The following is a 12,706-nucleotide window of genomic DNA, read 5'->3' on the forward strand; positions in this document are numbered from 1 at the left end:
CAGCCAGACCACTGGGTTGATAGGCCGGATGTGGAAGCGAGGACTAACGACTCGTGAAGCTGACCGGTACTAATAGGCCAACAACTTACACCACACAGAAAACATACATATTCTGCTTGCGTCCACTATGTGGTTCCCAACCAACAACCCGGCAACCCCCGGGCTGTCACGGAACCAACACAATTGAATACAACACCACATGTTGTAACCACAAAAGTTTTCCCACCCCCACCAGGGGGTTCGGGTAAAGGGTTACGGCGGTCATAGCGTGGGGGAAACGCCCGGTCCCATTCCGAACCCGGAAGCTAAGACCCACAGCGCCGATGGTACTGCACCCGGGAGGGTGTGGGAGAGTAGGACACCGCCGGACATAAATTACAGTAGGGCCCTGACAAGGAATGTCAGGGCCCTACCTCTTTAACCACCCACACAGTACCCAACCCGGACGCCCCATCAGATACAGTCCCCAACCCCCGGCCACACCAACCGGAAGTGATAGGGCATCCGGGAAAAGCCGCCGGAAGTGGTAGAGCAGCCGGGGGAGGGGCACCGGTAGAGTTGGTCTCCATGAGCAGCCTCTTCAGCCATGGCCAGCAGCCCTGGGACAGCGACAGCAACGCCGGTTCAGAACCCCTCGAGCCCGTGATCACCACAGTTGTTGTGCCAGGCAGTGTGGCCCATGCATTCGCCGGCTTCACTGACCACACGCACCTGTGGTGGCCGCTGGAATCCATGGGGGTTTACGGCGCCGGCTCCTATGTGGAGTTCGAGGAAAACCTCATCCTTGAGACAGCTGATGACGGCCGCACGAGTATATGGGGCACTCTCGATGACTGGCAGCCCCCGTTCTCCTTTCACGCCACCTGGCACCCGGGGACTACCGCCCTCTGGTCGACGGAGTTGCTGGTCGTCTTCAGGCCCGTCGACGACGGTACCGAGGTGCAGGTCTTCCATGAGGGATGGGAAGGCGCAGAGGATCCCTCAGCAGCCCGGGAAATCTACGTCAGCGCGTGGCCAATGATCCTCGCTAAATACGCCCGCTTTATGGGTGCGGTCTAGGCGCCGGCCGGCTGTCCCGCGGCACCGCCGTGCTGGTTCGGATAACGAATTCTGTAGGGTATTCCACCTCAGTGGTGGCAGGGTCAGTGGGGGAAGTGTCCACAGGCCGAGGTTTCTCCGGACGCCCGGCCGCCGTGCCGGCGTCGGGCTCACCGTTTGGCTCGCCCAGCAGCTTGAGGGCTGTGCGGGCTGCCATGCGCCCCTGTCCGCGAGGATCCTGGCTGATCGTCGTAAGGCCAAATGTCTCACCGAGCTCATGCCCGTCGATGCCTACCACGGATAAGTCCCGGGGTACCTGCAGCCCGAAGTCCCGTGCTGCGAGCATGGCGCCAACCGCCATTTCATCGGAGGCCGCGAAGATTGCAGTGGGGCGTTCCCCTGACCCGCCCAAGAGCCGGCGTGCCGCGGCGTAGGCGCCCTGGATAGTAAAGTCGGCAGGCACCTGCCAGCCCGGATGGATCGGCAGCCCGGCGTCGTTCATGGCCGCTTTGAATCCATGCCGGCGCAGGCCAGGCAGCTTGAAGTCCCGGTCGAGGGCCGCGTCGCCGGTCAAGTGGGCGATCCGCGTGTGCCCAAGGCTGATGAGGTGGCCGGTAGCCTCCCGGGCCAGCCGTTCGTCGTCGATCCTGATGCTGGAGGCTCCGGGCAGTGTCCCGCCGATGCCCACGATGGGCCGGTGCACGTCGAGCAGCTGCTGGATTTCATCCTCGCTGAGCACCAAAGCAACGGCAATCACGGCATCGAGGCGCTTCCGGAGCAGGAAATCACTGAGCACGCTGCTGCGCCGCTCCGGCTGCTCACCCACGTTGTACAGCGTCAGGTCGTAGCCGGCGTCCAGCAGTGCTTCGGAGACGCCGTCCAGCACTGACGAAAAGTACCAGCGGTGCACGTGCGGCACCACCAGCCCGATATTGTGGTTACGCCCCGAAGCGAGGCTTGAAGCGTGGTAGGAAGGGACGAACCCCAGTTCCCGTGCCGCCTCTTGTGCCAGCCGGCGCGCCCGCGGCGAGACGTTGGCCTTCCCGCTGAGCGCACGGGACACTGTGGCGACGGAGAGGCCGGCCTTGGTGGCCACCTCCTTGATTCCTGCCATCGTCAGGGAGCTGTCGTGCCGGGTCCAAACTGGATCCAGGCCGTCTCACCGGACGCCAGAAGGTGGCCGGTGGCTGCAGCCGAACTGCGGACGATGACTTCCCCGGCGGGCATGGCCAGGGGCTCGTGGTTGAGGTTCATAAGCACCAGCGTAGTGCCGTTGAGATACGCCAACGAGTAACCCGTGCACCAGTCCTCCGCCCAGGCCAGCGAACCGCGCCCCATCCCCAGCTCCCGCCTCAGCCGAAGAACCCTCCGGTACAGCGAGAGGTGCGACGACGGCGAGGCTGCCTGGAGGTCCCGGGCCAGTGATTCGAAGGATGAGGGGATCGGCAGCCACGGCTGCTGCCCGGAACCGAACCCCAGGTGCGGGTCGCCGGCACGCCACGGCAAGGGAACGCGGCAGCCGTCGCGGCCCAGCCGTTCGCCGCCGGTCCGCGCGAAGGTGGGGTCCTGGCGCAGGTGTCCGGGGATGTCGATGCCGTCCGTCAGCCCCAGTTCCTCGCCCTGGTACAGGTAGGCGGCGCCCGGCAGGCCCAACATGAAGAGGGACGCTGCCGCCGCACGGTGGCGTCCGAGGTCGGTGTCCGGCTGCGGGTCGGCGGGTCCGATGCCGTCCCCGTCCCGTGGGCCCTTCCCGTTGTAGCCGAAGCGGCTGGCGTGCCGGACGACGTCGTGGTTGGAAAGCACCCATGTGCTTGGCGCCCCGACGGCGTCGAGGGCAACCAGGGAATCGGTGACCACCCCGCGAAGCCGGTGCACGTCCAGTCCGGCGTGGAGGTAGGGGAAGTTGAAGGCCTGGTGCATCTGGTCCGGCTTAACCCAGTTGGCGAGCCGCGGCAGCGGATCGACATTGGCCTCGGCGCAGAGGATCCGGTCCGGACCGTACTCATCCAGCACCTTCCGCCATCTGCGGTAGATATCGTGCAGGGCGGGCTGGCCGAACATGGGCGCCTCATGCCCCGGGAACCCGTCGCTGCTGGCACCGTCAGCACGGCCGCCCCAGGCGGGCAGCCCGGGAGCCTTGACCAGGGCGTGCGCGACGTCGACCCGGAAGCCGGACACGCCGCGGTCCAGCCAGAACCGGAGCACCCGTTCGAATTCGGCATGGACGGCCGGGTTATCCCAGTTGAAATCCGGCTGGGACGAATCAAAGAGGTGCAGGTACCACTGGTCCGGCTCGCCGTCGTCTCCGGTCACCCGGGTCCATGCCGGCCCGCCAAAGTGGGACTGCCAGTTGTTGGGCGGTTCATGCCCGCCAGGACCGGTGCCGTCCCGGAAAATGAACATCTCGCGTTCCGGGCTGCCCGGTCCTGCTGCGAGGGCGGCCTGGAATGCGGCGTGCTGGTCGGAGCAGTGGTTGGGCACCAGGTCCACGATGACGCGCAGCCCCAGGCGGTGGGACTCGGCCATCATGATGTCGAAGTCGCCAAGCGTTCCAAAGATCGGGTCCACGTCGCAGTAGTCGCTGACGTCGTAGCCCGCGTCGCGCTGCGGTGAGCGGTAGAAGGGCGAGAGCCAGACGGCATCCACGCCCAGGTCTGCCAGTTGCGGCAGTTCCTCCGTGATGCCGGCGAGGTCTCCCACGCCGTCGCCATTAAGGTCCCGGAAGGACCGCGGGTAGACCTGGTAGATCACCGCTGAGCGCCACCAGCCCGGGGCATTGTCAGGGGCGTGGATGAGCGTGAGCGGTCCGACCTCCGGGGACGTGCCCGGGATCACAGCTTCGACAGACATGGAGACAGCATATGGTGGCAGGCATCAAAATGGAAACGCTTCCAGCCGCATTAAGCGATGAGCTTCCACGGAAACGGGCAACGTTGCAGGTCAGGTATGGAAACGCTTGCAGAGGGTGTGCCCGCGTTACGCGGCATGCGCCTAGACTGGGTGGACATGTCCGACGACGGGTGGAGGCTTTGGTGGGCAGCGTAGTTGACGAGCTTGAGGCCCTTTTGGCCCCGGGCCAGGTCCACCTGGATGAGGCAGCCCTGCGCCGGTATGCCGTGGACCAGGCGCCGATCATCGACTTCCAGATGCCGCTCGCCGTCGTCTTCCCGGAATCGACAGCGGATGTCCAGAAGGTGGTACGTGCCTGTGCCGCAAGGGCAGTGGCGGTAGTCCCGCGCGGCGCCGGAACCGGGGTGTCGGGCGGAGCGCACGCCACCAAGAACTGCATTGTCCTGTCCCTTGAACGGATGGACCGCATCCTTGCCCTAAACCCTGACGATGAGACTGCGGTGGTGGAACCGGGCGTTGTCAACGCGGTGCTGAACAACGCGGCCGCCGCCCACGGCCTGATGTACGCGCCGGATCCGGCCAGCTTCCGTTCCTCCACGATCGGCGGCAACGTGGCCACCAACGCCGGCGGCCTGCGCTGCGCCAAGTATGGCGTCACCCGCGATTCCGTGCTCGCCCTGGACGTGGTGCTCGCTGACGGCTCCCTGCTCCACACCGGACACCAGACCTTCAAAGGCGTCGCAGGCTACGACCTGACAGGGCTGTTCGTGGGTTCTGAAGGGACACTGGGCATCGTGGTGGGCGTAACGGTGCGTTTGAAATACCTGCCGCAGGAGGTGCATACGGTTGCCGCCTTCTACCCGGACTTCCGGCTGGCCGCCGCAGGCGTCCTGGCCGTGGGCAAGGCGCGCGTGCAGCCGGCCATCATGGAATTGCTCGACGGCGGCACGCTGGCCCAGCTGGACGAGATCCACGGATCGGACCTCGGCGCACGCGGCGGCTCCCTGCTGCTGGTCCAGACGGACGGCTTCGGGGCCGCCGCCGAGGCGGAGGTTGTCCGGAACGTGCTGCGCGCAGGGGGCGCGGCGGTCACTACCGAAGCCAGTGCGGAGGCCGAGCGGCTGGTGGAGCTGCGCCGCCATAGCAGGGGCGCGGAGGTGGATGACCAGTACCGCGTGGGCGAAGACGTGGCCGTGCCCCGCTCCCGCCTCGTGGACTATGTGGCCGCACTGGAGAACATGGCGGCTGCCCACGCAGTAAACCTCAAAGTGGTTGCGCATGCTGGGGACGGGAACCTGCATCCCACCTTCTGGATCGAGAGGGAGTCAACCGGCCCGGACCATGCGGCGATGGAACGGCTGCAGCGGGCGCTGGATGAGTCCATCACGGCGGCACTGGACATGGGCGGCACCATTACCGGCGAGCACGGCGTGGGCCAGTACAAGCTGCGCTGGCTGGGCCAGGAGCAGCCGGAACCCCTGCAGGAGATCCAGCGCAGGATCAAGGAGCTTTTCGATCCCGCGGGCATCCTCAACCCCGGAAAGGCGATCCTGGGCTAGTCGTCGGCGTCCGGGTATTCCTCGATGGACTCGTCCGCCCCGTAGCGGGACTCCTCGGTTTCCACCTCGAGAATCTTGAGCATGCCGGTGTCCGGGTTGAGCATGATGGCAGCCTCGTCCCGCCGGTGCCGCAGGATGGAATCGATGTAGGACTGCACGGCCTCCGCCAGGGGAATGTGGCGTTCCTGCTTCTCCGACATGTACCAGCGGTGTTCCAGCACTTCGTGGACCACTTCGGCCTGCTCGAGTTTTCCGGACAGGTTCCGCGGGATGGACCGGACGATTGGTTCGAAGACCTGGCTGACCCACAGGTGGGCGCTGTATTCCTCGTCCATGTCCGGGTTGTTGTCCGCCCGGAAGGAGTCCATGTCGTTCAGGAGCCGGCGGGCCTGGTTCTCCTGGGCATCCAGGCCCGTGAGGCGCAGCAGGCGCCGCTGGTGGTGGCCGGCGTCCACAACCTTGGGCTGCAGCTGGATCGTGGAACCGTTCTGGGTGGTCTTGATGGCATATTCTTCGACGTCGAAGCCCAGTTCGTTGAGCCGCCGGATACGGGCGCCAACCCGCCAGCGCTCACCGAGTTCGAAGGATTCCTTCTCGGTCAGTTCCGCCCAGAGCCGGCGGTAGCTGTCCATGATGAGTTCACTGGTGGCCACGGGGTCCACTTTTTCCTCAATCAGCCCGCCGTCGAGCAGGTCCATCAGTTCGCCGGCGATGTTGACCCGGGCGATTTCAAGGTCGTACTCGCGTTGCCCGGTGGACAGGTCGGGGTACAGCTCACCGGTTTCCGCGTCCACCAGGTAGGCGGCGAACGCGCCGGCGTCGCGGCGGAAGAGAGTGTTGGAGAGTGAGACGTCGCCCCAGTAGAAGCCGATCAGGTGCAGGCGCACCAGCAGCAGGGCCTGGGCATCGATAAGGCGGGTCAGTGTGTCCTTGCGGAGCATCTGGGAAAACAATGCACGGTATGGCATGGAGAACTTCAGGTGGCGGGTGACCAGCACCGGGTTCAGCGGGCGGCCGTCGGGGGTGGCCCGGCCCGTGATCACGGCCACCGGTTCCACGCACGGAACGTCCAGGCGGGCGAGCTTGCGGAGCATGTGGTACTCGTGCCGTGCAACGTGCTCGGAGGTCTCCTTGATCGCGATCACCGAGCCGCCCAGGTGGGCGAACCGCACGATGTGGCGGGAGATACCGCGGGGCAGGGCGGCGAGGTGCTGCGCCGGCCAGTCCTCCAGGGCGATGTGCCAGGGCAGGTCGAGCAGCTCAGGATCAGCGGCGGCCGCGGTGATGTTGAGCGATGAAACCGAGGCGGCCTTCCCGTCGTCGGCACTGGCGGCCACAAACCGCGGCAGTTTCCCGATTTGCGCGTAGTCGGTGGGTTCGTCGTGCCACTGGGCGCTGTATTCCTCGGTCATGGTCCAATTCTTCCGTACTTGGCGGTGCCCGGCTAAATCCTCGTGGGCGCGTTAAAGTCCGACGGCGGCCCGCACCATTGCGAAAGGTGCGGGCCGCCGTCGTTATCTGGTTGGGCCCACGCTGGCAGGGTTCCCTGGCCGAAGCGGAGCGAGGTTAGGGTGCCGGTGGGGATTAGTCGCCGAGGCGCAGGCCGGTCTTGGTGTCGAACAGGTGCACGTGGCCGGACTGCGGGCGAACGTAGATGGATTCGCCCTTCATCGGGGGACGGCGGCCGTCGACGCGTGCCACGATGTCGTGGTCCTTGCCGTCCAGCGTGGTGTGCCCGTAAACGTAGGCGTCGGCGCCGAGCTCTTCGACAACGTCAACCTCGACCTTCAGGCCTTCGCCGTGCGGAGCGGTCTCAAGGTCTTCCGGACGGGTGCCGAGGGTGACCGTGGAGCCGTGTGCCTCTTCGAGGACGTCGCGCGGCACGGGGTAGACGGTGCCGCCGAACTGCACGCCGCCGTCGACGACGGGAAGTTCCAGCAGGTTCATGGCGGGGGAGCCGATGAAGCCGGCCACGAAAACGTTCTTGGGACGGTCGTAGAGGTTGCGCGGGGTGTCAACCTGCTGCAGCAGGCCGTCCTTCAGCACGGCCACGCGGTCGCCCATGGTCATGGCCTCGACCTGGTCGTGCGTCACGTAGACGGTGGTGACACCCAGGCGGCGGGTGAGGGATGCAATCTGCGTACGGGTCTGGACGCGAAGCTTGGCATCCAGGTTCGACAGCGGCTCATCCATGAGGAAGACCTGCGGGTTACGCACAATCGCGCGGCCCATGGCGACGCGCTGGCGCTGGCCGCCGGAGAGTGCCTTCGGCTTGCGGTCCAGGTACTGCTCGAGGTCGAGGAGCTTGGCGGCTTCGCGGACACGCTCGGCGCGTTCTTCCTTGGAAACGCCGGCGATCTTCAGTGCGAAGCCCATGTTGTCGGCCACAGTCATGTGCGGGTACAGCGCGTAGTTCTGGAAAACCATCGCGATGTCGCGGTCCTTCGGGGGAACATCCGTGACGTCGCGGTCGCCGATCAGGATGCGGCCTGCGTTGACGTCCTCAAGGCCTGCGAGCATGCGCAGGGAGGTGGACTTGCCGCAACCGGAGGGTCCAACGAGGACCAGGAATTCGCCATCGGCGATGTCGATGTTGAGCTTATCGACGGCGGGCTTATCTGTGCCCGGGTACAGACGCGTAGCGTTGTCAAAAGTAACTGTAGCCACAGTTATCAATCCCTTCACCGGCAGGTACGTGCCGGACGATCCGTTGTGAATGGTTCATGTTTGTTCAGTTTTGTGTTGCATGGCGCACGGCCAACGAAGCCGCAGTGCACCGAGTGACGCCGCACGGTGTCTGTGCGCCACATCACAAGCAAGAGTATGTCAGAGCGTATGCCTATTGGCGCAAATGTTACGAACGTCACACGTGGGCTTGCCCACCTCGCTAGTTGGAGGTGGCTGGTGAATCCTCTTCTGCGACAGCGATGCTCCGCTCCTGCAGCAACGTTTCCAGCAGCTCTGCTACGTGGACCGGAGCCTCCACGCGGTATTGGGCCTGCGTGAAATCCAGCCCCACTTTAACGCCCACATCCCCGGGTTCGAGCCGCGCCAGGGCGTCCTCGTCCGTAGTGTCGTCACCAGCGAACAGCACCGCCGTAGCGCCCGTGATCTGGCGCAGGAACGTGACCCCCTCGCCCTTCGAGGCGTTGACCACGGACGTTTCGAGGACCCGTTTGCCGTCCTTCAGGAAGACTCCCTTGCGGTCCTGCAGCAGTGCACGGGCGGCCGCCACTGCATCCGCGGCGACGTCGTCGGCCGCCTGGCGGGTGTGCAGCACCACCCCGGCCGGCTTGTCCTCGAGCATGGTGCCGGGGGCCTCGGCGACGATTTCCGCCAGGATGGCCCGGACCTCGGCCAGCAGCGCTTTTTGTTCCTCGTCCAGGGCCAGCCCGGCAGATCCCGGTCCCAGCCACGCTTCCGCGCCGTGGCTGCCAATCAGCAGCGAATCCACGGGCGGCGAAGCCACCGCACGGAGGCTGGCGAGGGCCCGGCCGGAGATGAGGGCCGTCGTCGTGCGGGGCAGCACGGCAAGGCCGGCGAACGCCGCGGCTGCGCGCGGCAGGGGCCTGGCGTCGTCGGCGTGGCTGACGATGGGCGCCATGGTCCCGTCAAAGTCCATGGCGACCAGGAGGTGGTCGGTCCGGGCGATGTTCCGGACTGCTTCGCGCAGCTCCGGCGACAGGGCCAGCGGTCCCTTCGAGAACTCAGGAGTCATCGCGGACCACCTTTTCGTGCAGGGCGCGCAGGAAGTCGGCGGACCAGTGGTCGACGTCGTGCTCCAAAATCTGCTTCCGCATGGCGCGCATGCGCCGGGACGCTTCACGCGGGGCCAGTTCCACGGCGTTCATGATGGTGTTCTTGAGGCCGGCGATGTCATGCGGGTTGACCAGCAGTGCTTGCTTGAGCTGGTCCGCCGCCCCGGTGAATTCGCTCAGGACCAGGGCACCGTCGTTGTTGGTCCTGGCGGTGACGTACTCCTTGGCCACGAGGTTCATGCCGTCGCGCAGGGCGGTGACAAGCATGACGTCCGCGGCCAGGTAGAGCGCCACCATTTCCTCCACCGGGTAACTGTGGTGCAGGTACCGGACGGCCGTGTTCTCGAGGGTGTCGTAGGTGCCGTTGATGTGGCCTACGGTGCCTTCGACCTCTTCGCGCAGGAGGCGGTACTGTTCCACGCGCTCGCGGCTGGGCGAGGCTACCTGGATGAGGGTTGCTTCGCCCACTGCGAGCCGGCCGTCGGCCAGCAGTTCCTCGAACGCCTTCAGCCGGTGCCGGATGCCCTTGGTGTAGTCCAGCCGGTCCACGCCAAGCAGGATGGTCTTGGGGTTGCCGAGATCCTGCCTGATCTGCCGGGCGCGCTCAATGATGTCCGGCCTGGCGGCAAGCTCGGTGATCTGCTGTACGTCGATGGAGATGGGGAAGGCCTGTGCCCGGGAAATGTGCGTCAGCTCGCCGTCGCCGTCCTTGACGTGCACCTGCTGCTGCTTGACGCTGGCGCCCAGGAAGCGGCGTGCCGAGCGCATGAAGTTTCCGGCGTCACTGGGCCGCTGGAAGCCCACGAGGTCGGCGCCGAGCAGGCCGTCGATGATGGCCTGGCGCCACGGGAGCTGCGCGAAGATCTCCGGCGGGGGGAAGGGGATGTGGTTGAAGAACCCGATCCGGAGGTCCGGCCGCGCCTGCCGCAACATCCGGGGCACCAGCTGCAACTGGTAGTCCTGGACCCAGACCGTGGCCTTGTGGTCCGCGTAGCGGGCAACCGCGTCCGCGAAGCGCTGGTTGACCTTGCGGTATGTCTCCCACCAGGTGCGGTGGAATTCCGGCGGGGCGATGACGTCGTGGTAGAGCGGCCAGAGTGTGGCGTTGGAGAAGCCCTCGTAATACAGCTCAACGTCGTCGGTGCTGAGCTGGACGGGCACCAGGTCCATGCCGCCGTGGCTGAAGGGTGTGACCGTCTCATCCGGGGCGCCATGCCAGCCCACCCATGCGCCGTCTGTCTTGGTCATCATGGGTGCGAGCGCCGTTACGAGTCCGCCGGGGGAGCGGCGCCAGCCGGAACCGTCGTCACCGCTGTCACCCGGGCCGCAACGGTCCACCGGCAGCCTGTTGGAGACCACCATGAAGTCGTACTTTGTCTCTTCGCCGTGGCTGCTGCCGGCGGCGCCTGCCGCGTCTGTAGCGGCAGGTTTTTCCTGGACGGGTGTTTGCATTGCGGCCCCCTGGGGTTGCTTGTGCCTCTTCCCACCCTAGCCGTGCCGGAATCTTCGGTGCCATTCGTCCGTTCGTCAAGAGGGACAAATACTTGAAGAGGCAAGCTCTCAGGTTTCTCCCCTAAAATGGGGTGGTGCCACGAAGTGGTCCCCCCACGTCGATCGACCCAAGGAACACATGAGCCCTTCAAACGAAGTACGCAAGTCCAAGGCTGAACGGACAGCGGAGGCGCGGGAAAAGGCGCGCCTGATCCGCGAGGCGCAGCTCAAGAAGGACAAGCGCAACAAGCTGCTGATCGGCTGGGGAATCGTGGCTGCCGTGGTGGCCATTCTTGCCATCGTGGCGCTGGTCGTCACCACCAGCATCCGCCAGAACACCCCAATCGCGGACCAGGGCCCGGTACCTGCCGGCGCGAACGCCAACGGCGGTGTAACGCTCCTGGCCAACACTGAGGTCAAGGAAACGGACGATGCAAGCACCGTGGACATCGCCAACGTCCCCGCCAAGCCGGAGACCCCGCCCACGCCCGTGGTGGCACCGGGTGCCGAGGCTGAGGAGGGGCAGCCGGTCAAGGTTGTGGCCTACATCGACTTCATCTGCCCCGTCTGCAAGCGGTTTGAGGACACCTACAACGATGCGCTGACCGGCCTGCGCAACGAGGGCAAGATTTCGCTCGAATACCGCCCGCTTGGCTTCCTGGACCGGATGTCCAGCACCAACTACTCCTCGCGCTCCGCGAACGCCGCCGCCTGCGTGGCAGACACCGCGCCGGACAAGTACGCCGAATACGTAGAGGTTCTCTTCACCAACCAGCCCGCAGAAGGCGGCGCCGGCCTCTCCGACGACAAGCTCAAGTCCCTTGCCAGCGAGATCGGCGCGGACATCAACAGCTGCGTGGACAACAAGACCTTCCGTCCCTACGTCAAGTACTCCACCGAGCTGGCCTCCAACATCGGAGTCACCGGAACCCCCACCGTCTTCATTGACGGCAAGCAGTGGGACGGCGGCACCGACCTGAACGCCGAGATCCAGGCCGCAATCGACGCCAAGGCCTAGCCACGGCCAGGATCACTGTCGCGAATGGGCCCGTCCCCCGGTTTGCCGGGAGACGGGCCCGTTTCCGTTTGCCCGCTCTGCCGGCACCCCCGCCCCAATAGCGGCGCGAAGGCGTTTTTACCACCGGCAGGAGTTGGGCTACCCTTATCTAGCGCCGTCAAGGCGCTGCCCGCAAGGGCATGCCTCCTTAGCTCAGTTGGCCAGAGCACCGCTCTTGTAAAGCGGGGGTCGTCGGTTCGAATCCGACAGGGGGCTCCAGCCAGCCAGCCAGCCAGAAGCCGGCCCCGCTTTCGTTTTCCACTCCTGGCTTCGCCGCGGATTGACCGCGTCCTGCAGCTCCGTGCCGTCATTTCGCCGGGATACGCCCGGCACATTGCCGTCGGGCAGTACTAGGCTGGTGCCATCCAATAATCAGCCTGCTGATCAAAGGAGGCAGGGCGCCATGCCAAAGACCGGTAAGAACGACCACGCCCGCAAGGACGAGCTGCCCTCGACGCTGCAGCGTTCAGACCAAAAAGCACAGGACACGTTCGCCAAAACCTACGATTCCGCCCTGGAGTCCTACGGCAACGACGAGGGCCGTGCCGCCCGCACCGCCTTCGCTTCCCTGAAGCACAGCTACGAGAAGGTGGGGGACCACTGGGAGCCCAAGGACAAAAAGGGCCCTTCGGACAGGCGTGCGGAAGAACGCGGTGCCGGGTCATCCAAACCCACAGCCGGAGGCGTCGACGCAAATGCCTCAAAGGAGCACCTGTACGGGCTCGCGAAAAAGATGGACATCAAGGGCCGTTCCAGGATGCGCAAGGACGAACTGGTCAAGGCGCTGCAGAAGGCCAACGACGCCGCCACCCGCAAAGCCCGGGAATAGCTGCCGCGCGCGTGGGCCTGCAGGGCCGGGTCCGGGGCAGCCCGTCCGGCACGACTCTTGCCGTAACGCCTCACAGGGTGTCGAATCAGAGGACACATTAGGACGGGTTGAACGGCAACGACGC

General features: G+C 65.6%; 10 protein-coding genes, 1 tRNA gene and 1 rRNA gene. 6 read left to right on the forward strand and 6 right to left on the reverse strand.

The genetic code is table 11. The features are described from left to right. Window positions 1–253: 253 nt before the first annotated feature. Window positions 254–370, forward strand: a 5S ribosomal RNA gene (gene rrf / locus ACYQ1Z_RS04865). Window positions 371–567: 197 nt separating this feature from the next. Next, window positions 568–1,059, forward strand: a complete 492-nt coding sequence (locus ACYQ1Z_RS04870; RefSeq protein WP_459791376.1) for an SRPBCC family protein — start codon at window positions 568–570, stop codon at window positions 1,057–1,059. Here ACYQ1Z_RS04870 and ACYQ1Z_RS04875 read toward each other — a convergent pair. Both ACYQ1Z_RS04875 and ACYQ1Z_RS04880 read right to left on the reverse strand, forming a co-directional pair. Further along, on the reverse strand, window positions 1,043–2,152 hold the full coding sequence (locus tag ACYQ1Z_RS04875; protein ID WP_459791377.1) for a LacI family DNA-binding transcriptional regulator: 1,110 nt from the start codon (window positions 2,150–2,152) through the stop codon (window positions 1,043–1,045). The two genes, ACYQ1Z_RS04870 and ACYQ1Z_RS04875, sit on opposite strands and share 17 nt — an antisense overlap. A gap of 2 nt (window positions 2,153–2,154) precedes the next feature. After that, a complete protein-coding gene (locus ACYQ1Z_RS04880) occupies window positions 2,155–3,888 on the reverse strand; it encodes a glycoside hydrolase family 13 protein (RefSeq protein WP_459791378.1) in 1,734 nt (577 codons plus the stop codon). A 182-nt stretch (window positions 3,889–4,070) separates the two neighbouring features. On the opposite strand from ACYQ1Z_RS04880, the gene ACYQ1Z_RS04885 reads away from it, so the two are divergent. Next, window positions 4,071–5,447: an FAD-binding oxidoreductase gene (locus tag ACYQ1Z_RS04885; protein WP_459791379.1), complete on the forward strand. Its 1,377-nt coding sequence runs from the start codon at window positions 4,071–4,073 to the stop codon at window positions 5,445–5,447. On the opposite strand, the gene ACYQ1Z_RS04890 is transcribed toward ACYQ1Z_RS04885, so the two are convergent. The 4 genes from ACYQ1Z_RS04890 to ACYQ1Z_RS04905 all read right to left on the reverse strand — a co-directional run bounded on the left by ACYQ1Z_RS04890 (window position 5,444) and on the right by ACYQ1Z_RS04905 (window position 10,657). Further along, window positions 5,444–6,859: a DUF4032 domain-containing protein gene (locus ACYQ1Z_RS04890; RefSeq protein ID WP_459791380.1), complete on the reverse strand. Its 1,416-nt coding sequence runs from the start codon at window positions 6,857–6,859 to the stop codon at window positions 5,444–5,446. The two genes, ACYQ1Z_RS04885 and ACYQ1Z_RS04890, sit on opposite strands and share 4 nt — an antisense overlap. A gap of 172 nt (window positions 6,860–7,031) precedes the next feature. Continuing rightward, complete coding sequence (locus ACYQ1Z_RS04895) at window positions 7,032–8,114, reverse strand: ABC transporter ATP-binding protein (protein WP_459791381.1); 1,083 nt, start codon at window positions 8,112–8,114, stop codon at window positions 7,032–7,034. A gap of 220 nt (window positions 8,115–8,334) precedes the next feature. Then, window positions 8,335–9,165, reverse strand: coding sequence for a trehalose-phosphatase (gene otsB, locus ACYQ1Z_RS04900; protein WP_459791382.1), 831 nt, complete (start codon window positions 9,163–9,165; stop codon window positions 8,335–8,337). Beyond that, entirely contained in the window at window positions 9,155–10,657 is a 1,503-nt protein-coding gene (locus ACYQ1Z_RS04905) for an alpha,alpha-trehalose-phosphate synthase (UDP-forming) (RefSeq protein WP_459791383.1), read from the reverse strand. Before ACYQ1Z_RS04905 ends, otsB begins: the two co-directional genes overlap by 11 nt. A 178-nt stretch (window positions 10,658–10,835) precedes the next feature. Here ACYQ1Z_RS04905 and ACYQ1Z_RS04910 point away from each other — a divergent pair, with 178 nt between their 5' ends. The 3 genes from ACYQ1Z_RS04910 to ACYQ1Z_RS04920 all read left to right on the forward strand — a co-directional run bounded on the left by ACYQ1Z_RS04910 (window position 10,836) and on the right by ACYQ1Z_RS04920 (window position 12,582). Continuing rightward, window positions 10,836–11,714 carry a DsbA family protein gene (locus tag ACYQ1Z_RS04910; protein ID WP_459791384.1) on the forward strand — a complete coding sequence of 293 codons (879 nt, stop codon included), beginning with the start codon at window positions 10,836–10,838 and terminating at the stop codon, window positions 11,712–11,714. A 181-nt stretch (window positions 11,715–11,895) separates the two neighbouring features. Beyond that, window positions 11,896–11,972, forward strand: a tRNA-Thr gene (locus tag ACYQ1Z_RS04915). 184 nt (window positions 11,973–12,156) lie between these two features. After that, a complete protein-coding gene (locus ACYQ1Z_RS04920) occupies window positions 12,157–12,582 on the forward strand; it encodes a ChaB family protein (protein WP_459791385.1) in 426 nt (141 codons plus the stop codon). Window positions 12,583–12,706: the final 124 nt, after the last annotated feature.

This window comes from Arthrobacter sp. AD-310, from assembly GCF_054656615.1.

Coding starts and splice junctions, on each gene's coding strand:
- ACYQ1Z_RS04920 (WP_459791385.1), top strand. CDS start 12,157: ATGCCAAAGACCGGTAAGAACGACCACGCCCGCAAGGACGAGCTGCCC.
- ACYQ1Z_RS04880 (WP_459791378.1), bottom strand. CDS start 3,888: ATGTCTGTCGAAGCTGTGATCCCGGGCACGTCCCCGGAGGTCGGACCG.
- ACYQ1Z_RS04870 (WP_459791376.1), top strand. CDS start 568: ATGAGCAGCCTCTTCAGCCATGGCCAGCAGCCCTGGGACAGCGACAGC.
- ACYQ1Z_RS04910 (WP_459791384.1), top strand. CDS start 10,836: ATGAGCCCTTCAAACGAAGTACGCAAGTCCAAGGCTGAACGGACAGCG.
- ACYQ1Z_RS04890 (WP_459791380.1), bottom strand. CDS start 6,859: ATGACCGAGGAATACAGCGCCCAGTGGCACGACGAACCCACCGACTAC.
- ACYQ1Z_RS04875 (WP_459791377.1), bottom strand. CDS start 2,152: ATGGCAGGAATCAAGGAGGTGGCCACCAAGGCCGGCCTCTCCGTCGCC.
- otsB (WP_459791382.1), bottom strand. CDS start 9,165: ATGACTCCTGAGTTCTCGAAGGGACCGCTGGCCCTGTCGCCGGAGCTG.
- ACYQ1Z_RS04905 (WP_459791383.1), bottom strand. CDS start 10,657: ATGCAAACACCCGTCCAGGAAAAACCTGCCGCTACAGACGCGGCAGGC.